Origin of the sequence: Candidatus Terasakiella magnetica, from assembly GCF_900093605.1 — a bacterium.
Classification (GTDB): domain Bacteria; phylum Pseudomonadota; class Alphaproteobacteria; order Rhodospirillales; family Terasakiellaceae; genus Terasakiella; species Terasakiella magnetica.
The window spans coordinates 66430-87152 of the sequence record NZ_FLYE01000001.1; the positions used below are offsets into that span (position 1 = coordinate 66430).

A 20723-nucleotide genomic window follows, 5' to 3' on the forward strand; every position below is an offset into this window, starting at 1 on the left:
GGAGAAACTGGCTCATAATTGGTTTATATAAAAGTGCCAATAATGAAAAATTAATAGGTCCAATATGGATGAGCTGATTTATAGTGAAATAAAGCAAAGGTGGCAGGCGCATTCCAAACTCCCAAAATACCGTGTTTTATATGACTTGCTGCGCGAGATGGTCCTATCCGGCTTGTTAGTGGGCGGGGCAGTTTTGCCGCCTTCGCGCAGTTTGGCAAAGCAGCTTAAAATTTCACGAAACACGGTCAACCAATCCTATGAGATGTTGCAAAGTGATGGCTTTTTAAGGTCACAACAAGGCTCAGGTGTTTTTGTCAGTGAGGATGTAGTTGATGCGCAGCTCATCAGCGCTGAGATTGAGGGGGAGGGTGAAGGCGACACACCGGATATTTCGCCAAGGGTGCGTGAATGGGTGAGTGTCAGGCGCCGTCATGGACGTGTTGTTAATGCGCAACCTTTTTCAACGGGCCAGCCTGCGTTAGATGAATTTCCCTTTGATATCTGGGCTCGCCTCTTATCGCGGCGTTGGCGGCTCTCTGGTCAAGCCTTGGCAGTTTCTGAAGATGCATCGGGCTATCTATTATTGCGCCAGCACTTGGCAGCTTATTTACAAACTTCGCGGGGAGTAAAATGTAGCCCTGAGCAAATCATGATTGTGTCTGGCGCGCAGCAGGGTCTGGACCTTATCGCACGGGTGCTGTGGAGTGAGGGCGCGCGTGTATTGGTTGAAGACCCTGCTTTTCCCGGTATGGATGGGGTGATCAGGGGCAGTGGGGCAGAGCTGGTTTCTGCCCCTGTTGATCAAGATGGTATTCTTATTGAGGGGTTTGACAATATTAAAAGTTATATGGTGACGCCTTCGCGCAATTACCCCTTAGGCGTGACCATGTCCTTAGCGCGGCGCTTAAACCTGTTAAAAGAGGCCCGCAGGCAACAGGCATGGATTGTTGAAGATGATTTTGACAGTGAATTTCGCTTTGACGGACCACCGCTTTCATCCTTGCAAGGCTTAGACCGTGATGGTCGTGTGATCTACGTTGGAACGTTTAGCAGGATTATTTTCCCTGCCTTGCGCCTTGGGTATCTTGTCCTTCCCCAAAAGCTTGTTGAGCCCTTTAGGGTGGCGAAATCTTATATTGATGGTCATGCCTCTATCGTGCATCAGGCGGCACTGGCTGATTTTTTTGAAGAAGGTTATTTTTCAAGTCACATCCGACGTATGAAAAAGTTATATCAAGAACGCCGTGGCTATTTGATTGAACGTCTTGAGGCTGAACTTAGCGAGTTTGTTAAAATTCTACCTGCTGATGGGGGCTTGCATCTCTGTGTGGTGTTCAAGGTTGATATTGATGATGTGGCATTTGCAGCTCAACTTGAAAAGGATGGAGTGACTCTGCGTCCCCTCAGCCCGTTTTATCGTTGTGTGGCACCGTTAAGGGGAATGGTGATGGGGTTTGCAGGATTTGATCGTGAAAAAACCGATGCCGCTTTGCAGATTGTCAAAAAAAACTTGTCCAAATTGCCAGAATTCACTTCCATTTCCTGAAAATAGCCTTATATAGCGCTCACTTTTCTTATTGCGAGGATAGGCAATGACGCCGAAGATTGAAGCCTTTTTAAAAGATGCCGAGACAGACAATCCCTTTTTGGTGGTTGATCTTGATGTGGTTGAAGATCGCTATCGCCAGCTTCACTCTTCTTTTGAAGAAGCGCATATTTATTATGCCATGAAGGCAAACCCCGCCAAGCCCATCCTTGAGCGTTTAAATAAGCTCGGTTCCTCCTTTGATGCGGCAAGTCTGGCGGAAATCCAGCAATGTTTAGATGCGGGTGTAACGCCTGATCGTATTTCTTTTGGCAATACTTTGAAAAAGAAGAAAGATATCAAGGCGGCTTTTGACCTTGGTGTTGATCTGTTTGTTTTTGATTGTATTGACGAGCTGGAAAAAATTGCAGAAGTCGCACCGGGTGCGCGGGTTTATTGCCGTATCCTAGTCAATCGCCATGGGGCAGGGGCGAGCTGGCCTTTATCGCGCAAATTTGGATGTTCATCCTCTATGGCCCATGAACTTATGGTGCGTGCCAAAGCCTTGGGGCTTGTGCCTTTTGGCATTTCATTTCATGTGGGTTCCCAACAGCTTGACCCCGCCCATTGGGGCAAGGCGATTGCTGATGTTGCCGTGTTGTTTGATGCCTTAGGCGAGCTTGGGATTACCCTTAAAATGGTGAATATAGGCGGTGGTTTTCCCGCACGCTATCAAGATGATATTCCCGCCCTTGATGATTTTATCAGTTTTATTAAAAACCATATGAAAACATCATTTGGTGAAAACTGGCCCGAAATCTATACGGAACCCGGGCGCTATATTGTGGCGGAAGCCGGCGTGTTGCAAAGTGAGGTGGTTTGTATTTCCATCAAGGATTTTGCCGAGGAAATCCGCTGGGTCTATCTTGATGTGGGCAAATTTGGCGGCTTGGCTGAAACCATTGATGAATCCATCATCTATCAAATTGCAACGGATTATGATGAGGGTGAAATGGGGCCCGTAATCATTGCCGGACCCACATGTGATAGCTGTGATACGCTATATGAGCGGACCTTTTTCCAGTTGCCACTGGATTTAAAAACAGGTGATCGTGTGCGCATTTTATCTGCAGGGGCCTATACAACCATGTATGCCTCACAGGGCTTTAATGGCTTTACACCCCCTGAAGAATATTTTGTTTAAGCCTCTGGTGTAGCTTCTGTTTCGGCTTTTGCTGAGTCATCTTCAATTTCAACCACAACCACTTCTTCAACAGGTTTCTTTCTGGGGCGACCGCGCTTGCGTGGCTTTGGTGCCTCTTCGCCCTCTGCTGTGGGCTCAGCCTCAACCTTTTTCTTGCGTGTGGTTGTGGCTTTCTTTTTAGGGGCTGCTTTTTTCTTTGCAGGTGCCTTTTTCGGCTTGGCTTCTTCTTCCAGCTCAACGGCTTGTGTCATAAAGTCAGGCATAAAGCTGCCAAATCCAACGATCACGCCATCTGCTGGTTCTTCTTGTACCTGCACTGCATCAGATACATGTCTGGTGTCTTGGCGCTTGTTGTGACGACCGCGTTTAGGGCGAGGTTCTCGTTTTTCTTCTTTAGACTTTTCAGCTTTTGGCTTGGTCAGTTGAATTTCAACAGCCGGGATTTTCTTGCCAATAAGCTTAACGATTGCGCTCAGTTGTTTTTTCTCAGCTGGGGTAGACAGGCTCAAGGCTGTGCCTTCTTTGCCTGCGCGTCCTGTGCGACCGATACGGTGAACATAGTCATCTGAATTGCTCGGCAAATCAAAGTTAAACACGTGGCTGAGGTCAGGGATATCCAGCCCGCGCGCAGCAACGTCACTACATACAAGGAAAGTGATTTCGTCATTCTTGAATTTATCAAGCGTTTCCATGCGCGCAGATTGCACCATATCGCCATGCATCTGGCCTGCGTTATAGCCATGTTTGTTAAGCGATTTACAAACAATATTCACATCGCGTTTGCGGTTACAAAAAACAATGGCATTTTTGACTTTTTCACTATCGATCAAGGCACGCAACGCATCGCGTTTTGCCTTGCCATCAGATGGTTTGCAATTGACCATCAAGAGACCTTGGCGAACCGTCTCAGCCGTTGTCGCAGGGCGTGCAACGGTGATTTCTTTCGGGTTCATCAGGAATTTGTCAGCCAGTTTCTTAATTTCCGGTGCCATGGTGGCAGAGAAAAATAGGGTTTGGCGAATTTGTGGCAACAGGGAGACGATTTTTTCAACATCTGGAATAAAGCCCATGTCCATCATGCGGTCAGCTTCGTCAATCACCAGAATTTTTACATCGCGCAAGATCAGGCTGCCACGCTCAAACAAATCAAGCAGGCGACCCGGTGTTGCGATTAAAACATCAACACCGCGATCAATGATCTTCATTTGATCAGCCATGGACGTGCCGCCAATAAGGAGCGCCATGGTTAGTTTATGGTGTTTGCCATATGTTTCGAAATTATCTGCAACTTGTGCTGCAAGTTCGCGTGTGGGCGCAAGGATGAGAGAGCGTGGCATACGTGCACGTGCACGACCTTCTGCCAAGATATCAATCATCGGTAAGGTGAAAGAGGCTGTCTTCCCCGTACCTGTTTGTGCACATCCTAAAATGTCGCGGCCCATAAGAACTTGGGGGATGGCTTGCGCCTGAATTGGTGTCGGCGTTTCATATCCGGTATCTGCTACCGCATTTAAAAGTTCGTCGCTAAGCCCGAGGTCCGCAAATTTCATTTAATACTCTTTCACACTAATAATTGGCGAGATATTAGGCATTTAGGTCAAGAAGTCAATGATCATGGCACTTTCACTGTGTGAATAGATCGGTTAGTGTGCTTTTAGAGACAAAAAGAAAAAGGACAGGGTTTGGTATGTCATTAAGAATTAAAGCACTGGAAAGCATGCTGTTGGTCGTTGATATTCAACAGAAACTTGCCCCTGAGATGTATAATGGGGAAGCTGCGATTGAGGCAAATTACAAGCTTTTACAAACCGTACAGCAGCTTGGTGTACCTTATATGGTGACAGAGCAATATCCAAACGGCATTGGTAAAACTGTTGAGGTTTTATCGCCTTTAATCAATCCGGTCCATGTGGTTGAAAAAATGTCGTTCTCATCAATTGCTGAAGATGATATCGCCGCTGCTATTAAGGAAAAAGGGCGCAATCAGGTTGTGGTAACAGGTATGGAGACCCATGTGTGCGTGCTCCAAACCGTGCTCGATCTGATTGATGCGGGCTATCAGGTTTATGTGGTTGAAGATTGTGTGGCGTCACGAACAGCTGATAATAAACGCCTTGGTCTTGAGCGTATGCGCCAGTGCGGCGCGCAGATTGTCAGTTCTGAAATGGTTATGTTTGAATGGTTGGGCCGTGGCGGTACGGATGATTTTAAAGCTATTTTGCCGTTGATCAAATAATGCCTAAGAAAACAAAAGAGACGCTTTATCTTTTGCCCGGCCTTTTATGTGATCGCAGCCTTTGGCGTCATCAGATTGAATATCTTGGCCAAGATTATGATGTGCGGGTGGCGGACTTTTCAAAAGGAAAGTCCATAGGTGATTATGCTGTGCAAGTGCTTGAAGATGCGCCTGAGACTTTTTCAATTGCGGGCTTATCCATGGGCGGCTATGTGGCATTTGAATTGTTGCGTATGGCCCCAAGGCGGATCAATCGGGTGGCTTTACTTGATACCTCTCCCTTTGCAGACCTGTTTGAGCATAAAGAATTTCGCCTTTCCTTAATAGAGCTGGCAAAAGACCATGGCTTGGAAGAAGTCATGACAACGATTTTAGGCCGCTTGATCCATCCGCAACGTTATAATGATGAAGAACTGGTCAAATCCATTGATGCCATGGCGCACCGCATTGGGGTGGATGGATTTATTCGCCAACAAACGGCTTTGTTAAACCGTGCAGATAGTTTTGATGCCTTGAAAGACATTGAGGCCCCCGTTTTGATTATTGTGGGGCGCCAAGATGGCATGACCCCGGTTAAGGTGTCGCGCCAGATGGGCGATGAAATAAAGAATTCTTCCCTTGTGGAAATTGAAAATTGTGGGCATTTATCCACGATGGAACAACCCGAAGCCGTCACCGCCTTGTTGCGCTATTGGCTACAGAATTAGGATTGAAAAATGAAACCGCTTATTCGAACCTATAAAGGTACAGAACCCAAAATCGCCAAAGATGCCTTCATTGCAGAAAATGCTGTTGTGATTGGTGATGTTGAAATTGGAGAGCAATCCAGCATCTGGTATGGCTGTGTATTGCGCGGTGATGTTGAGAAAATCCGTGTTGGTAAACGCAGTAATATCCAAGACGGCACAATCGTTCATGTGACCGCTGATAAATTTGGCACTTATATCGGCGATGATGTGCTGGTTGGCCATAACGCTGTAATCCACGGTTGCACCTTAAAAGATGGTGCTTTTGTCGGGATGGGCGCAATTGTTTTAGATGGTGCGGTTGTTGAAACAGGTGCCATGGTTGCTGCTGGTGCCTTGGTGACACCGGGCAAGGTTGTTAAGTCTGGTGAGCTGTGGGGCGGCAACCCTGCCAAGAAAATGCGCGATTTGACTGAAGAGCAAATTGCGGGGCTTAAGCAGGGTACGGATCATTATGTTGATGTGGCTTCAAACTACTTAAATGAAGAAAAGTCATAAAAAATTGTAATTTTATATTAACCTTATGATGGTAATGGTTTAGATTGCGATTAACCGTTATGTTAATGTCATAGCGAACAGGGTAAAATGCACCTTAAATGGGGCTAACACACGAGGGATAAATGATGTTCACCAAAATGCTGAGTAAAAAGCTGGTCATGAAAGCAACTGTAATGGCTGCGCCTTTGTTGCTCGTGGGGTGTTCATCTGTTCCAGATTCGGTCAATCCGGTTGAATGGTATCGCTCTTCTGTTGAATATTTCAATGAAGATGCACCAAAAACGGTACCGCAGCCGACAATGGTGAATGCCGATGCTCAGCCCGTTGTTCAAGCACCTGCTGAACAAAAAGAAATTCCATCAGGGTTTGTAGCAGCACAAACACCTTCGCGCCAATATGCCCAACAGGTGATGCGCCAAGGCGATGTGGTAAACCCCCTTGGTGATGCCCAGCGTGTTGAAACAGTACAAGCCCCTGCACCCAAAGCGGCACCAACAAAACCTGTAAGCACAACTGAAATGGCAGCTGCAACAGCTACGCCATCCCCAGTGGTAAATACAGCGCCTGCTGATGCTAAGGTTAACTTGACACCGCCACAGCCTCAACAAGCTGCTGTGAGTGAGCCACAAGTACCTGCACAGATGGATAATCGCAGTGTAAGTGAAATTTATGCCGCTAATATCGCACAGACACGTCCGTTGAATGTGAATGCACGAATGGGCGGGCAAGATACATTGGCCTTGATGAACCATCCATTTGAAACAGTTGTTGTTTCAAGCGGTGGTGTTGATCGCAATGGTGGGGGATATGGACAACCCCAACAAATGGCGTCTTTGAACCGCTCGGTTCAAACCGATTACCGCGATACAATGACATCTGCCATGATGACAGAACCCGCTGTTGTGCAAAACGGCCAGGCTTTATCTTTGTCACGCTTTAACCCATCCATGTTTACGGGCTCTTTTCAAGTTGCCACCATTCAGTTTGGTAATGGGTCTGCACATCTGACAGATGAAGACATGCGTATTTTGCGTGAAGTGACCAGCATTCACCGTCAACAAGGTGGTGTGGTGCGTATTGTCGGTCATGCAAGTTCACGCACACGCAATATGGCACCAGATCGCCATCAGGCGGTGAATATGAAGCTGTCTGTTGGTCGTGCCGATATGGTTGCGCGCCAGCTTCTTAAGCTTGGTGTTGCGGGCGAACGTCTGTTTGTTGGTGGTGTTTCTGACAGCCAGCCACTTTATCAAGAAGTGATGCCATCAGGCGAGGCAGGTAACCGCCGTACGGAAATTTTTGTGGATTACTAATTTTTTAGTCAAAATTTGCATTCAAACCTAATTTTAGGCTTTCCGTTTAAGCGCACCTGTGGTCTAAAGCAGGTATGCGCTTTCTAATCGGAAAGCCTCTTTTATTTTTAATTTAATCTGGAAGGTCTCTTGAGGTCATGGAACACGAGTTTCACCGCATAAAACGTTTGCCCCCCTATGTCTTTGCTGAAGTTAATGCAATGAAGGCAGCGGCGCGAGCGGCGGGAGAGGACATTATTGACTTCGGAATGGGTAACCCAGATTCACCAACACCTAAGCATATCGTCGATAAGCTGGTTGAAACGGTGCAAAACCCAAAAACACACGGCTATTCTGTATCACGTGGCATTAAAGGCTTGCGCAAAGCCAATGCTGAATATTACGAACGCCGTTTTGGGGTGAAGGTTGATCCGGAAACGGAAACTTGTGTGACCCTTGGCTCCAAAGAAGGGCTGGCAAACCTTGCGTCTGCCATCACCACACCGGGTGATGTGATCTTGGTGCCAAACCCGTCTTATCCGATTCACCATTTTGGATTTATGATTGCGGGTGCTTCTGTGCGCAATATCCCGGCTTATCCGGGTGAGGGTATGTTGGAAGCACTCAAGCGTGCCGTGCAGCATAGCTTGCCAAAGCCATCAGCCATTGTGATTAACTATCCAAGTAACCCGACAGCCTGTGTCTGTGATGTGGCTTTTTACGAAGAGATCGTTGATTTCTGTCGCGCAAATGGGATCTGGATTTTGTCTGATCTGGCATATGCTGAGATTTTCTTTGACGATAACCCACCACCTAGCATTTTGCAGGTGAAAAATGCATGGGATATCGCGGTTGAATTTACCTCCATGTCCAAGACTTATTCTATGGCAGGCTGGCGTATTGGCTATGCCACAGGGAATAAAGAGCTTATCGGTGCCTTAACACGCATTAAATCTTATCTTGATTATGGCGCGTTCACACCTGTGCAGGTGGCCGCAGCAGCAGCCCTAAACGGACCACAAGATTGCGTTGATGAAATTCGCGCGCTTTATAAAAAACGCCGTGATGTGTTGATTGAAGGTTTGGCTGCGGCTGGTTGGGATATTCCAAGCCCGCCTGCAACCATGTTTGCATGGGCGCCGATCCCTGAGAAGTTTAAACATCTGGGCTCACTTGAGTTTTCAAAACTCTTGTTAAAAGAAGCCCAAGTTGCGGTTGCGCCGGGTGTTGGTTTTGGTGAACATGGCGAAGGCTATGTGCGTATTGGTCTGGTGGAAAACGTTCATCGTATCCGTCAAGCTGTGCGCAATATCAAAACATTCATGCGAACGCATAATGCAGGCGAGACGCTTTAATAAATTCGACCTTTTCTTTTCACTTGTTTTTTAGGTTAAGTGAACCATGGACAAGCCTTTAAAAATTGCAATTGCTGGCCTCGGTACTGTCGGTGCTGGTGTAATCAAAGTACTTAATGACAATAAAGACCTCATGTCTGCACGTTGCGGACGCTCTGTTGAAGTAACAGCAGTGAGCGCACGTGATCGCAACCGCGATCGTGGTGTGTCACTGGATAGTTTTACATGGTATGACAATCCGGTTGATATGGCCTCAGATGACAATGTGGATGTTGTCGTTGAGCTGATCGGTGGATCAGACGGTATTGCCAAAGCCTTGTGCGAAAAAGCCATTGAAAATGGCAAACATGTGGTTACTGCCAACAAAGCTTTAATCGCCCATCATGGCACAGCCCTTGCCAAAGCGGCAGAGGCCAAAGGCGTGAACGTGATGTATGAAGCCGCAGTTGCAGGTGGCATTCCTATCATCAAAGCATTGCGTGAAGGTTTGGCTGGTAATGGCTTTAGCCGTGTATACGGTATCTTGAACGGTACCTGTAACTACATGCTGACCAACATGCGCGAAACAGGTCGTGACTTTGACGTGATCCTTTCTGAGGCCCAAGACTTGGGCTATGCAGAGGCGGACCCGACTTTTGATGTGGATGGTATTGATGCCGCGCACAAGCTTGCGATTTTGACAAGTGTGGCCTTTGGCTGTGAAGTTGATTTTGATGGTGTGCAGACAGAAGGTATCCGCCATGTCTCCCCAATTGATATCGAATTTGCAGAAGAGCTGGGCTATCGCATTAAATTACTTGGCATTACATCGCGCCAAAACGGCACTGTTGAACAGCGCGTTCATCCCTGCATGGTGTCAAAAGAAACGCCGATCTCCCAAGTGGAAGACGTGTTTAACGCTGTTGTCTGTGAAGGTAACTTTGTCGATAAGGTGGTTTTGCAAGGTCGCGGTGCAGGCGAGGGGCCAACGGCTTCTGCGGTTGTGGGTGATCTTGTTGATATCGCGCGCAGTCTTTCTGTACCGACATTCTCTGTCGCAGCAGACAAGCTTGAAAAATTGTCTTCGGCCTCACTTGCACGTCATAAAGGCTCCTATTATGTGCGCTTGATGGTGGTTGATAAGCCGGGTGTCTTTGCGGATATCGCAGGTGTGTTGAAAGAACATAACGTTTCTATGGAAACCATCGTTCAGCGCAACCGCGCCCCGGGTGAGACTGTCCCCCTTGTTTTGACCTTGCATGAAACAAGTGAAGACTCCATGTTAAAAGCATTGGATGGTATTGGTGCATTGGATAGCGTTGTTGAAACACCGCGTATGATCCGCATTGAAGATTTTTAATGGAGTAATTGGGCGATGTCTCAATTAGCAGGAATTAACCGTAACCTCGCCCTTGAAGCTGTACGTGCAACAGAAGCCGCAGCCATTGCTGCTTCTTCACTGATGGGGCGCGGGGATGAGGAAGAGGCTGACCGCACAGCGGGTGAAGCCTTGCGTGATGCCTTAAATGCCATGTCTCTTGATGGGCGTGTGGTGATTGGTGAGGGTGATCAAGAACAAAGCCCGATCCTTTATACAGGTGAAAAAGTTGGTCTGGGCGAAGGTCCGCAGATTGATTTTGCGCTTGAGCCACTAGAATGTATTACATCAGCTGCAAAAGGCGGGCCCAATGCCTTGTCGATTGTTGCAATGGCTGAGCGTGGAAACCTGTTTCAGGCCCCACCAGTTTATATGAATAAAATAGCTGTTGGTGGCGGTCTTCCTGAAGGCATTATTGACCTTGATGCCACGCCGGAAGAAAACCTGCGCGCTATTGCTGAGGCAAAAGGCTGTGAGGTTTCTGACCTTGTGGTTTGTGTGTTGGAGCGTCCGCGCCATGACGGCATCATCAATGCCATTCGTGAAACAGGCGCACGCATCAAGCTTATCCCTGATGGCGATGTTTCTGCTGTAATTGCAACAAGTCAGCCTTCAAGCGGTATTGATGTTTATATCGGTATCGGTGGTGCGCTTGAAGGTGTGCTTGGGGCTGTGGCCCTTAAATGTATCGGCGGGCAGTTCCAAGGGCGTTTGGTCTTTAGAAAACCAGAAGAGCGTAAAATTGCGGCTCAAATGGGTGTTAAAGACCTTGAAAAGAAATATTCACTTGATGATCTGGTTCAAGGTCAAGTGATGTTTGCTGCAACGGGTGTCACAGACGGGGCCTTATTGCAAGGTGTTCAGCGTATTGGATCAAGTGCGCAGACCCATTCATTAGTGATGAATTCACGCAGCGGTACCATCCGCTTTGTTGAAGCTTATCATGACCTGACCCGTTCTGGCCTTTTGGAAGAATAAATTTATGTCGTCCTCGCCATGGCAAGGACCAATTGAACATGTGGGAGAAAAGTCCCCGCGTTTGTGAGGACGACAAAAAATATGGATTTCCTTCTCAATATCGAACAATCCGTGTCCGGCAAACAATGGGTGCAACGCCCGTTTGACGAACGCATGGCCATGACCTTATCGCAACGCCTTGAGGTGAGTGAGCTCACAGGGCGCGTGATGTCGTCTCGCGGTGTGGCCCTAGATGAGGCCGCAAGCTTTTTAAACCCGACTTTGCGTGATCTTTTGCCTGATCCAAATCATTTCAAAGGCATGAGCGAGGCGGTTTCCTGCCTGTGTGACGCCATCCAAAATGAAGAACTGATTGCTATCTTTGGTGATTATGATGTTGATGGGGCGACTTCATCAGCGCTTTTGCGGCGTTTTTTAAATGGGGTTGGGGCAAAATCAACCATCTATATCCCTGATCGTCTTGAAGAAGGCTATGGGCCGAACTCTGCGGCTATGGACACGCTCAAGGCTCAAGGGGTGAGTACGGTTGTCACCGTTGATTGTGGCACCACATCGTTTGAACCATTGGCCCATGCGGCTTCTATCGGGCTTAAGGTCATTGTGGTGGATCACCATGAGGCTGAAGTGAAACTGCCTGATTGCGCGGCTGTGATTAACCCAAAGCGCCTTGATGAAGATGGGCGTTATGCTCATTTGGCAGCTGTTGGGGTGACTTTTGTTTTTTGCGTCGGTGTTAATCGGGCCTTGCGCGAAGTTGAATGGTTTGTAGAGGGGCGAAAAGAGCCTGACCTGCGCCATTTACTTGATCTTGTGGCCCTTGGCACTGTTTGTGACGTTGTGCCGCTTACAGGGCTTAATCGCGCCTTTGTTATACAGGGGCTGAAGATCATGGCGCGCAGGGGCAATGCGGGGCTTGCGGCCTTGGCTGATGTCGCTGGGGTGAATGAGACGCCAGAAGCCTATCACGCTGGATTTGTGATTGGCCCGCGGGTAAATGCCGGGGGGCGTGTGGGAGAATCCTATTTAGGGGCGAATCTTCTGTCCACGGATAATCCTGCAATGGCTGCTGAGATCGCCGCCCAGCTTGATGGCTATAATAAAGACCGAAAAGAACTTGAACAACATGTTCTGGATGAAGCCATTGCCCAAGTTGATGGGGAAGAGCATAGCAGCGTTGTTATGGCCGTTGGGCAAGATTGGCACCCCGGTGTCATCGGGATTGTGGCTTCGCGCTTAAAAGAGCGCTACAGCCTGCCTGCCTGTGTGATTTCTATGTCAGATGGTGTTGGGCATGGTTCTGGTCGCTCCGTAACAGGCGTAGACCTGGGTACCAACATTATTGCTGCGCGTCAAAGCGGCTTGTTGGTTAAAGGTGGCGGTCATGCCATGGCGGCGGGCTTTACGGTGGAAGAAGGCAAGCTTGATGAATTTAAAGCTTTCTTGGCAGATCGCATTGGCTCGCAAATTGAAGAACAGGATATTCAGCCGACCTATAAATGCGATGGGGCCATTTCGCCAAGTGCGGTCACACCGGCTTTGGTGGAAGAGTTAGAACAGGTTGGCCCCTTTGGCTCTGGCAATGCGCAACCACGTTTTGTGTTAAGCAATGTGAATGTTCAGCGCGCTGATGTGGTGGGCAAAGACCATGTTAGATGTTTTTTAAGCGATGAATTTGGCGTGCGTTTAAAGGCCATTGCGTTTCGCGCACTAGATTCTGAGCTGGGACAGGCCTTGTTGCAGCATAATGGGCGTAAATTACATATTGCAGGGCGACTCAAGCTCGATACATGGGGGGGAGGGACCTCTGTTCAGTTGTTAATTGATGATGCGGCATGGGTGTAAAATAGCCGTATTTTAAGCCTGTTATAAAAAAAATAAAAAAAATGCAATTTTACTCTTGCCCAGCTGAAAAGCATCGTCTATAACCCGCCTCACCAAACGGCGCTGACCCCTTCGTCTAGTGGCCTAGGACACTGCCCTTTCACGGCGGCAACACGGGTTCGAGTCCCGTAGGGGTCGCCATCCGTTCCTTGAAAAGAGCGGTAGCTGTTGGTAACAAAATTGAATATGACCCCTTCGTCTAGTGGCCTAGGACACTGCCCTTTCACGGCGGCAACACGGGTTCGAGTCCCGTAGGGGTCGCCATATTCAAAAAAAAGCGCACCATTCATTTGGTTGCGCTTTTTTGTTATGGGCAATGACGTCTTTATCAACAAAAAAAGTCCCCGCATTATGCGAGGACCGTGATTGTTTCTTATGAACTAGCGTCTTAAGCTTTTCTTTGTCGTTCAATGAGGTGGCCTTGCCTGTTAAGGGTATAGGCATGGCATTCAACGCTGATGCCTTTGCCCTCAGGGCTTGGGGTGGGGAAACCTGTCATGATGGACGGGGTTTTGGCATAGAGGCGATAGATAAGCTGGGGCAGCCATGTATGTTCGCTTGGTACTTTTGTTGCGACAAGGCGAAACTCGTCTTCTGTATCAAAAAAGGTGCAAAGCCCGCCGCCATCGCCTTTAGAACCGATTACAACGCATAACGGATAGCCCGGGTGTTCTAAAAACTCAAAACCTTCGCGCAAGGTTATATCGTCGCCTGTTTGTTCAATGACGATACATTGGGGCATTTCGCCTTCCCATTTGCTTTCCGCCACGCAAGAAGCGGCAACACAGCGCGCACCATCGATGCCATCATTGTCTTCCCAGTTTGGTTCAAAGACTTTTTCCATGGAGGTGATGGAGGCTTTTAAGCAGAGTTCCTCAGCATTGACCGGGAGTTCATTTTTTTCTTCAGATTCTTTTTTAATGCGTTCTTTAATCGGACCGATAAAGCCATAGGCCGCATTATCAAATTGTGCGGGTGTAGAATAGAAAAAACCATACCCGGTGCCATCAAGACGCTTGATGAAAATAACTTCAGGATGGTCTAGGTCAACGCCACTCATGTCACAAGTCTCCACAAATAAATATCCCCGCATGAAGCGGGGATACATACTATTAGATTCCCGCAAAGACGGGAACGATATTTTTTCTTAGGATGTGCGTTGGATCAGGTGGTAACCGAAATCGGTTTCCACAACGTCACTTGTTGCGCCCACTTCCATAGAGAATGCAGCTTGTTCGAACTCAGGAACCATTTGACCACGACCAAATACGCCCAAGTCACCACCGTTGCCACCAGATGGGCAATCAGAGTTTTTCTGTGCCAGCTCAGCAAAATCAGCACCACCGTCAATGTCGGTTTTCATTTGTGTGATTTGTGACAGCGCTTCATCTTTTGTACGTGTTGCTGTTGAACGTGCAGAACCTGCATACATGAGAAGGATGTGCGCAGCACCAACTTGATCAGCCATTTTAGAATCTCCAAAAGTAAATATAACTAAGAAGCGCCCGAAACATGCGGGCGCTGTTGATAGCAATCTACAATTCTCATTTCCAAAAGGAAAGAAGAGATTTAGGCTGCTCTTTGTTCAATTTGTTGTTTGGCTGAATGGACGACTTTCCAGACGTCGTCTTTCTTCAAATTGTCGCGTGCCATGATCAGCTCGACAATTGGATCTTTCATCATATCTTCCAGGCAGGGTTCTATCCCACTTTGCGCCCATTTATTGTGTGTCATCTTAGTCCCCTGTTTTTAGCTTTTTTAAGCTTTGTGAGGCTTTTACAGAACCTCATGCTTTTTGCCATCACCTGTTTGGGTGATATGATTAACTTATCCGATGGCTTTTTATAAAGATGTGATGTCTATCACACAAATGACAGTTTAGTTAAGCTTACATAACGAAAATGTCATGTTAATGATCATCTCAGCAGCTGTTTCATAATCTTGTTTTTCCAGCTTGTTCTTTTCCAGCACGATGGTCATCTGCGTGTTGAAGTCCGCATAGGTCTGGGTCATAGACCAGATCAAAAAGAAAAGGTGGCGCACGTCAACCGGGGCCATTTTGCCATCAGCAATCCAGCCTTCAAAGATTTTGATTTTTTCGTTAATCCAAGGGTTAACGTTTTTATCGAGGTGTTTTTTTAGGAAAGGCGCGCCACTGATGATTTCTTTTGCAAAAATCTTAGAGGCTTCAGGACAGGTGCGTGAAAGCTCAATTTTAGTGCGGATATAGTTTTCCAAAGCTTCTTTGGGCTCATGTTCAGCTGTGAAATCTTCAGCCGCGATCAGCCATGTTTCCAAAATATTTTCCAGCACGCGAAGGTAAAGGTCTTCTTTGGTGTTGAAATAATAATGCAGGTTGGCTTTTGGGATGCCCGCTGATTTAGCAATTTCTGCTGTTGTAGCCGCACCAAACCCTTGCTGCGAAAATATTTTTTCCGCCGCTTTGAGGATGGTTTCCTCATTGCGCTCCCGAATGCGTGATTTTCTTTTTAAAGTTTGTGTGCTCATAGGTGTCTTTTAATACTTTAGGACCGAGATTGCAATTGTTGGAATGCCTCTTTCAGTTTATTTAGCCTCTCATCATTTTGATAGGGCTGGGCAGGATGTTGTCCCCAAATTGGGCCGGGCCAAGCGATATCCGTTTCAAAACGTGCAACTACATGGATGTGAAGTTGGCTGACCACATTGCCAAGGGCCGCAACATTGAGGGATTTGGGCGCAAACAGTCTTTCCATAATTTCAGAAGCTTGATTGATATTCTTGTAAAGCTCTGCCTGTTTTTCTTGAGGGATGTGATGCATTTCTGTCATCCCCTCTATCATGGGGACAAGGATAATCCATGGATATTGTGCATCATTCATGAGCAGGACTTTGCATAAAGAAAGTTCGCAAATTTCAAACGTGTCGTTGTCAATTCGTTCATTTAGTTTAAACATGGATTTCTTTTCGTTGTGAGTGAGTGGGATTTAACGTGTCTGACCGGATTAAAGCTGGCATTTGGGTGCAAGCGCAATTGCGAATTTGCGATATGAACTTTATATCGGCCATGGTCGTTCGTAAAGGTGATCCGGATGCGGGATCAGTTTTATTGAAATTAAACCGTTTTAATGAAGGCTGTGCGGTTCTTACCCCGGTGACAACCATTGAAGGGGAACGTGGTTGGATGCATGGCTTAAAAGATGGCTATGTTGATGAACGCACTTGTGATGCCTATATCATCCGACAAACAGAACGTGACCCGGATTTATGGGTGATTGAGATTGAAGACCCGAAAAAACAATATGAGCTTGATGCGGAACTTGTTCAATAGGCTTGCCTCAGGTAGGTTCGTATCAAATGAAATTTTATGGAGACAATCATGAAACTCTCAGATGAAAAACTTTTGCACACTCAGGCCTATATTAACGGGGCATGGGTGGATGGCGATGATGAGTCCACATTTGATGTTTTAAACCCTGCAACGGGTGAGTTGATTGCCTCTGTCGCTGATATGGGGGCTAGCGAGACTAAAAAAGCTATTGAGTCCGCACAAGAAGCTATGGTTGGCTGGCGCGCTAAAACAGCCAAGGAACGTGCTAACATCATGCAGGCTTGGTTCAAGCTGATTATGGAAAATCAGCAAGACCTCGCCATGATGATGACGATTGAACAGGGCAAGCCTTTGGCAGAAGCCATGGGCGAAGTTGTTTATGGTGCCTCTTTCGTTGAATGGTTTGCTGAAGAAGCCAAACGCCTTTATGGCGATGTCATCCCCGCCCATGGGCCGGATAAACGCGTTGTTGTATTGAAACAGCCCATTGGGGTGATCGGTGCGATTACGCCGTGGAATTTCCCGCTTGCCATGATTACACGCAAAGTCGCCCCTGCCTTGGCAGTAGGCTGTACAGCGGTCGTAAAACCAGCAGAAGATACACCACTGACGGCTTTGGCTTTGGCAGAACTGGCAGAGCGAGCCGGCATCCCTAAGGGCGTTTTAAATATTGTGCCATGTAATAAGGCCAATGCGGTTGCTGTTGGTGGGGAGTTGACGTCAAACCCAACTGTGCGCAAGATCAGCTTTACGGGGTCAACACCTGTTGGAAAGCTGCTGATGAAGCAATGTGCCGATCAGGTGAAAAAGGTGTCTTTGGAGCTTGGCGGCAATGCACCCTTCATCGTGTTTGATGATGCCGACCTTGATGCGGCTGTGGCTGGTGCGATTGCCTCAAAATATCGCAATGCCGGGCAGACTTGTGTTTGTGCTAACCGTATTTTCGTACAAGCTGGTGTGTATGACGCCTTTGCTGAAAAACTGGCTGAGGCGGTGAAATCCTTTAAGGTAGGATTAGGCACCGATGATGGGGTGACCCAAGGCCCGTTGATTAACCAAGCTGCCCTTAACAAGGTGCAGGAACTGGTTGATGATGCCAAAGCCAAAGGGGCCAATGTGCTCTGTGGTGGTAGCCCCCATGAAATGGGTGGGACATTTTATCAGCCAACAATCTTAACCAATGTAACAACTGATATGCGCGTTGCCAGTGAAGAAATCTTTGGCCCCGTTGCCCCCCTTTATAAGTTTGAAAGTGAAGAAGAGGTAATCGTTGAGGCCAATAACACGCCATTTGGTCTGGCAGCTTACTTTTATGCGCGTGATATTGGGCGTGTCTGGCGGGTTTCTGAAGGGTTGGAATATGGCATTGTCGGCATTAATGAAGGCATTATTTCAACCGAAGCAGCACCGTTTGGTGGTGTGAAAGAGTCCGGTATTGGGCGTGAAGGTTCAAAATACGGTGTAGAAGATTTTGTCGAAGTAAAATACCTCTGTATGGGTGGGGTGGATAAATAATCATGACTAAAGAGCTGATTGAATTTGCACAAAGCTTAACAGGCCTGTCGCGTGACGTGATCCGCCCACATTTTCGCAAAAATGTCGGGATCATTGATAAGGCGGATGACAGTCCGGTCACCATTGCGGATCGCAATGCAGAAGAGGCCATGCGCAAAGCCATTGAGGCCAAATATCCTGATCATGGTATCTTTGGGGAAGAACATGGCATTAAAGAAGGGGCAGGGGCTGAAATGTGGGTTTTAGACCCCATTGATGGCACGCGTTCTTTCATTTGTGGCGCACCATGGTTTGGAACCTTGATCGCCTATCTTGAAAACTCAACCCCTGTTGTTGGTGTGCTTGATGTCCCTATGATGGATGAGCAATGGGTGGGCACACCTGAGGGTACAACCTTTAACGGGCAGGCTTGTAAAGTACGCCAAGGGGTGCCATTTGAAGAGGCCAGTTTGTTTACAACCGATATGGATTTGTTTGAGGGTGATCAACAGGCTGCATTTACGCGGGTGAAAGAGAAAATCAAAACAGTTCGCTATGGGACTGATTGCTATGCTTATGCCTTATTAGCTTCTGGTCATATTGATCTGGTGATTGAGGCCGGGTTAAAGCCATATGATGCTATGGCGCTTGTTCCAGTGATTAAAGGGGCAGGGGGAATCGTCACCGGTTGGGATGGTGAAGAAGTGACCTTGGACTGGGATGGAAGATTGTTAGCTGCCTCAACAATCGAGTTGCACGAAAAAGCTTTAAAAGAGTTACGCGGATAATTCTTTAGTAAGGCTGCGTTCAAAATTAGAAAAATCAAAGGGTTGTGTCTAAGTCATAGCACCATTGAGAAAATTAGACGTGTGATTCTTGCTAAACTTGAGTATGACATATGGAAATTGCAAATTGACTTTAGTGTCAATTTCGACTGAACTGAGCCAGCGTAGATTAATTGACCAACAGGGAGATAAGGTTTGTCTCAAGAACAAGATAAGAATTTGATGAACGTTGACCAGCAGGAATTGCTGGAAAATATGCAGGATTTTGCAGAACGTTCACAACGCATTATGACTAAATTTCTTGAGCATCAAGCTGAAGATGACGGTTTCCAAATTCCTGACCCATATGTGGTTGGTAAAGCGTTCATGAAGGCGTCTGCACAATTGATGTCAGATCCACAAAAATTGGCGCAAGCACAAGCTGATCTATGGAAAGAATATACATCGCTTTGGCAGCATGTAACCCAGCGTATGATGGGCCAAGAAACAGCACCTGTTGCAAAGCCAAACCCGGGTGATCGTCGCTTTAAAGATGAAGCCTGGGAAGAAGAAATCTATTTTGATGCTGTAAAGCAGTATTATCTTCTGACAGCACGTTGGATCAAAAGCACAATGTCTGATGTAAAAGGCATTGATGAGAGCACACAGGCTAAAGTCGATTTCTACACACGTAACTTTGTTCAGTCTTTGGCGCCGAGTAACTTCATTGCGACAAACCCGACTGTTCTTAAAGAAGCTGTTGATTCACAAGGTCAAAGTCTTTTGAAAGGCTTCCAGCATTTCCTTGATGACCTTGAAGAAGGTAAAGGCAAGCTGAAAGTTTCAATGACGGATGTTGATGCTTTTGAACTTGGTAAAAACGTTGCCTCTACACCGGGTAAAGTCGTTTATCAAAATGGCTTGATCCAGTTGATCCAGTACACACCGACAACTGAAAAAGTAAACAAGAACCCGCTTTTGATCGTACCGCCATGGATCAACAAGTTTTATGTGCTGGATTTACAGCCGAAAAACTCTTTGATCAAATGGGCTGTGGATCAGGGCCATACGGTCTTTATCATTTCATGGGTTAACCCTGATGATAAGCTCGCGCATAAAGATTTCTCTTGTTATATGCAAGAAGGTCCACTGGCTGCGATTGATACCATTCAAGAAATCACAGGCGTCGATCAGGTTAATATCGCAGCTTATTGTATTGGTGGTACGCTTACCTCTTGTACATTGGCTTATCTGGCTGCAACAGGCCAAGCGGATAAAGTTAAATCTGCAACACTCTTTACAACATTGACTGACTTTACCGATGCGGGCGAAATCAGCGTGTTTATTGACGAAGAGCAAATGGATCTGCTCGATGCGCATATGGAGCGTCTTGGCTATCTTGAAGGTTCTGAAATGTCGCAGGTGTTTAATCTGCTGCGTGCCAATGACCTAGTGTGGTCCTTCTTTGTGAATAATTACTTGATGGGTAAAGAACCCTTCCCATTTGATCTGCTTTATTGGAATTCAGATTCAACCCGTATGCCAGCTATGATGCATAAGTTTTACCTACGTAAAATGTATCTGGAAAATAGACTTTCTGAGCCGGGTGGGATTGAGCTTAATGGTGAGCCGATTGATCTGCGCAAGATTGAAACACCTGTCTATATGATCTCTACACATGATGATCACATTGCACCATGGAAATCCACTTACAAGCTGACCCAGAAGGTTAAAGGCTCGTTGAAGTTTGTTTTGGGTGGTTCTGGTCACATTGCCGGTATTATTAACCCTGAGAAATCAGGTAAGTACGGTTACTGGACCAACACTAATAAACCTGCTGATCCTGATAAGTGGTTTGCGGGTGCTGAACAGCATGAAGGTTCATGGTGGCAGGACTGGAAGAAATGGATCGGTCGTCACAGTGGCGGTAAAGTTGCTGCGCGCAAACCGGGCAGCAAGAAACACAAGCCATTTGAAGATGCACCAGGGTCTTACGTTCGCGTACGCTCCATTGACTAGCATTAACAAAGATGCACAAAGAAAAGGCTGGGATTTCCCAGCCTTTTTTATTGCTTTAGTGTTT

At 47.0% G+C, this 20723-nt stretch carries 19 protein-coding genes and 2 tRNA genes; 16 read left to right on the forward strand and 5 right to left on the reverse strand.

All coding sequences use genetic code 11. The annotated features are described in order from the left end of the window. Positions 1-64 precede the first annotated feature (64 nt). Together pdxR and MTBPR1_RS00140 are read left to right on the forward strand one after the other, a co-directional pair. Positions 65-1546 (forward strand): MocR-like pyridoxine biosynthesis transcription factor PdxR, encoded by a 1482-nt coding sequence (gene pdxR, locus MTBPR1_RS00135; RefSeq protein ID WP_069185531.1) that lies wholly within the window; start codon positions 65-67, stop codon positions 1544-1546. Between the two features lie 46 nt (positions 1547-1592). After that, on the forward strand, positions 1593-2729 hold the full coding sequence (locus tag MTBPR1_RS00140; RefSeq protein WP_069185532.1) for a type III PLP-dependent enzyme: 1137 nt from the start codon (positions 1593-1595) through the stop codon (positions 2727-2729). Here the strand turns inward: MTBPR1_RS00140 and MTBPR1_RS00145 are convergent. Beyond that, entirely contained in the window at positions 2726-4279 is a 1554-nt protein-coding gene (locus MTBPR1_RS00145) for a DEAD/DEAH box helicase (protein WP_083222796.1), read from the reverse strand. The genes MTBPR1_RS00140 and MTBPR1_RS00145 overlap by 4 nt on opposite strands. A 137-nt stretch (positions 4280-4416) precedes the next feature. Here MTBPR1_RS00145 and MTBPR1_RS00150 point away from each other — a divergent pair, with 137 nt between their 5' ends. The 10 genes from MTBPR1_RS00150 to MTBPR1_RS00195 all read left to right on the forward strand — a co-directional run bounded on the left by MTBPR1_RS00150 (position 4417) and on the right by MTBPR1_RS00195 (position 13336). After that, a complete protein-coding gene (locus MTBPR1_RS00150) occupies positions 4417-4965 on the forward strand; it encodes a hydrolase (protein ID WP_069185533.1) in 549 nt (182 codons plus the stop codon). Next, on the forward strand, positions 4965-5672 hold the full coding sequence (locus tag MTBPR1_RS00155; RefSeq protein WP_069185534.1) for an alpha/beta fold hydrolase: 708 nt from the start codon (positions 4965-4967) through the stop codon (positions 5670-5672). The genes MTBPR1_RS00150 and MTBPR1_RS00155 overlap by 1 nt, the downstream gene beginning before the upstream one ends. A gap of 9 nt (positions 5673-5681) precedes the next feature. Next, positions 5682-6209, forward strand: coding sequence for a gamma carbonic anhydrase family protein (locus MTBPR1_RS00160; RefSeq protein WP_069185535.1), 528 nt, complete (start codon positions 5682-5684; stop codon positions 6207-6209). Between the two features lie 122 nt (positions 6210-6331). Next, positions 6332-7522 (forward strand): OmpA family protein, encoded by a 1191-nt coding sequence (locus MTBPR1_RS00165; RefSeq protein WP_083222797.1) that lies wholly within the window; start codon positions 6332-6334, stop codon positions 7520-7522. Positions 7523-7659: 137 nt separating this feature from the next. Next, positions 7660-8856, forward strand: a complete 1197-nt coding sequence (locus tag MTBPR1_RS00170; protein ID WP_069185537.1) for an LL-diaminopimelate aminotransferase — start codon at positions 7660-7662, stop codon at positions 8854-8856. A gap of 46 nt (positions 8857-8902) precedes the next feature. After that, complete coding sequence (locus tag MTBPR1_RS00175) at positions 8903-10195, forward strand: homoserine dehydrogenase (protein ID WP_069185538.1); 1293 nt, start codon at positions 8903-8905, stop codon at positions 10193-10195. A 15-nt stretch (positions 10196-10210) separates the two neighbouring features. Continuing rightward, a complete protein-coding gene (glpX, locus tag MTBPR1_RS00180) occupies positions 10211-11191 on the forward strand; it encodes a class II fructose-bisphosphatase (RefSeq protein WP_205631191.1) in 981 nt (326 codons plus the stop codon). A gap of 81 nt (positions 11192-11272) precedes the next feature. Next, positions 11273-13033 (forward strand): single-stranded-DNA-specific exonuclease RecJ, encoded by a 1761-nt coding sequence (gene recJ / locus MTBPR1_RS00185; RefSeq protein WP_069185539.1) that lies wholly within the window; start codon positions 11273-11275, stop codon positions 13031-13033. A gap of 104 nt (positions 13034-13137) precedes the next feature. Next, positions 13138-13213, forward strand: a tRNA-Glu gene (locus MTBPR1_RS00190). A gap of 47 nt (positions 13214-13260) precedes the next feature. After that, positions 13261-13336, forward strand: a tRNA-Glu gene (locus tag MTBPR1_RS00195). Between the two features lie 124 nt (positions 13337-13460). Here the strand turns inward: MTBPR1_RS00195 and MTBPR1_RS00200 are convergent. From MTBPR1_RS00200 to MTBPR1_RS00215, 4 genes are all read right to left on the reverse strand, one after another. After that, on the reverse strand, positions 13461-14132 hold the full coding sequence (locus MTBPR1_RS00200; RefSeq protein ID WP_069185540.1) for a hypothetical protein: 672 nt from the start codon (positions 14130-14132) through the stop codon (positions 13461-13463). An 87-nt stretch (positions 14133-14219) separates the two neighbouring features. Beyond that, positions 14220-14540: a peptidylprolyl isomerase gene (locus MTBPR1_RS00205; protein WP_069185541.1), complete on the reverse strand. Its 321-nt coding sequence runs from the start codon at positions 14538-14540 to the stop codon at positions 14220-14222. A 410-nt stretch (positions 14541-14950) separates the two neighbouring features. Next, positions 14951-15580: a TetR/AcrR family transcriptional regulator gene (locus tag MTBPR1_RS00210; RefSeq protein WP_069185542.1), complete on the reverse strand. Its 630-nt coding sequence runs from the start codon at positions 15578-15580 to the stop codon at positions 14951-14953. Positions 15581-15597: 17 nt separating this feature from the next. Continuing rightward, entirely contained in the window at positions 15598-16008 is a 411-nt protein-coding gene (locus MTBPR1_RS00215; protein ID WP_069185543.1) for an HIT domain-containing protein, read from the reverse strand. A gap of 35 nt (positions 16009-16043) precedes the next feature. Between MTBPR1_RS00215 and MTBPR1_RS00220 the strand changes: the two genes are divergently transcribed. The 4 genes from MTBPR1_RS00220 (at position 16044) to MTBPR1_RS00235 (ending at position 20659) form a co-directional block, all read left to right on the forward strand. Further along, positions 16044-16382 (forward strand): DUF1491 family protein, encoded by a 339-nt coding sequence (locus MTBPR1_RS00220; protein ID WP_126464927.1) that lies wholly within the window; start codon positions 16044-16046, stop codon positions 16380-16382. 48 nt (positions 16383-16430) lie between these two features. Beyond that, positions 16431-17897 (forward strand): NAD-dependent succinate-semialdehyde dehydrogenase, encoded by a 1467-nt coding sequence (locus tag MTBPR1_RS00225; protein ID WP_069185544.1) that lies wholly within the window; start codon positions 16431-16433, stop codon positions 17895-17897. 2 nt (positions 17898-17899) lie between these two features. Beyond that, positions 17900-18664: a histidinol-phosphatase gene (gene hisN / locus MTBPR1_RS00230; protein ID WP_069185545.1), complete on the forward strand. Its 765-nt coding sequence runs from the start codon at positions 17900-17902 to the stop codon at positions 18662-18664. A 192-nt stretch (positions 18665-18856) separates the two neighbouring features. Further along, positions 18857-20659 (forward strand): PHA/PHB synthase family protein, encoded by a 1803-nt coding sequence (locus tag MTBPR1_RS00235; RefSeq protein ID WP_338031263.1) that lies wholly within the window; start codon positions 18857-18859, stop codon positions 20657-20659. The last annotated feature ends 64 nt before the right edge of the window (positions 20660-20723 follow it).

Coding starts and splice junctions, on each gene's coding strand:
- pdxR (WP_069185531.1), top strand. CDS start 65: ATGGATGAGCTGATTTATAGTGAAATAAAGCAAAGGTGGCAGGCGCAT.
- MTBPR1_RS00140 (WP_069185532.1), top strand. CDS start 1,593: ATGACGCCGAAGATTGAAGCCTTTTTAAAAGATGCCGAGACAGACAAT.
- MTBPR1_RS00145 (WP_083222796.1), bottom strand. CDS start 4,279: ATGAAATTTGCGGACCTCGGGCTTAGCGACGAACTTTTAAATGCGGTA.
- MTBPR1_RS00150 (WP_069185533.1), top strand. CDS start 4,417: ATGTCATTAAGAATTAAAGCACTGGAAAGCATGCTGTTGGTCGTTGAT.
- MTBPR1_RS00155 (WP_069185534.1), top strand. CDS start 4,965: ATGCCTAAGAAAACAAAAGAGACGCTTTATCTTTTGCCCGGCCTTTTA.
- MTBPR1_RS00160 (WP_069185535.1), top strand. CDS start 5,682: ATGAAACCGCTTATTCGAACCTATAAAGGTACAGAACCCAAAATCGCC.
- MTBPR1_RS00165 (WP_083222797.1), top strand. CDS start 6,332: ATGATGTTCACCAAAATGCTGAGTAAAAAGCTGGTCATGAAAGCAACT.
- MTBPR1_RS00170 (WP_069185537.1), top strand. CDS start 7,660: ATGGAACACGAGTTTCACCGCATAAAACGTTTGCCCCCCTATGTCTTT.
- MTBPR1_RS00175 (WP_069185538.1), top strand. CDS start 8,903: ATGGACAAGCCTTTAAAAATTGCAATTGCTGGCCTCGGTACTGTCGGT.
- glpX (WP_205631191.1), top strand. CDS start 10,211: ATGTCTCAATTAGCAGGAATTAACCGTAACCTCGCCCTTGAAGCTGTA.
- recJ (WP_069185539.1), top strand. CDS start 11,273: ATGGATTTCCTTCTCAATATCGAACAATCCGTGTCCGGCAAACAATGG.
- MTBPR1_RS00200 (WP_069185540.1), bottom strand. CDS start 14,132: ATGAGTGGCGTTGACCTAGACCATCCTGAAGTTATTTTCATCAAGCGT.
- MTBPR1_RS00205 (WP_069185541.1), bottom strand. CDS start 14,540: ATGGCTGATCAAGTTGGTGCTGCGCACATCCTTCTCATGTATGCAGGT.
- MTBPR1_RS00210 (WP_069185542.1), bottom strand. CDS start 15,580: ATGAGCACACAAACTTTAAAAAGAAAATCACGCATTCGGGAGCGCAAT.
- MTBPR1_RS00215 (WP_069185543.1), bottom strand. CDS start 16,008: ATGTTTAAACTAAATGAACGAATTGACAACGACACGTTTGAAATTTGC.
- MTBPR1_RS00225 (WP_069185544.1), top strand. CDS start 16,431: ATGAAACTCTCAGATGAAAAACTTTTGCACACTCAGGCCTATATTAAC.
- hisN (WP_069185545.1), top strand. CDS start 17,900: ATGACTAAAGAGCTGATTGAATTTGCACAAAGCTTAACAGGCCTGTCG.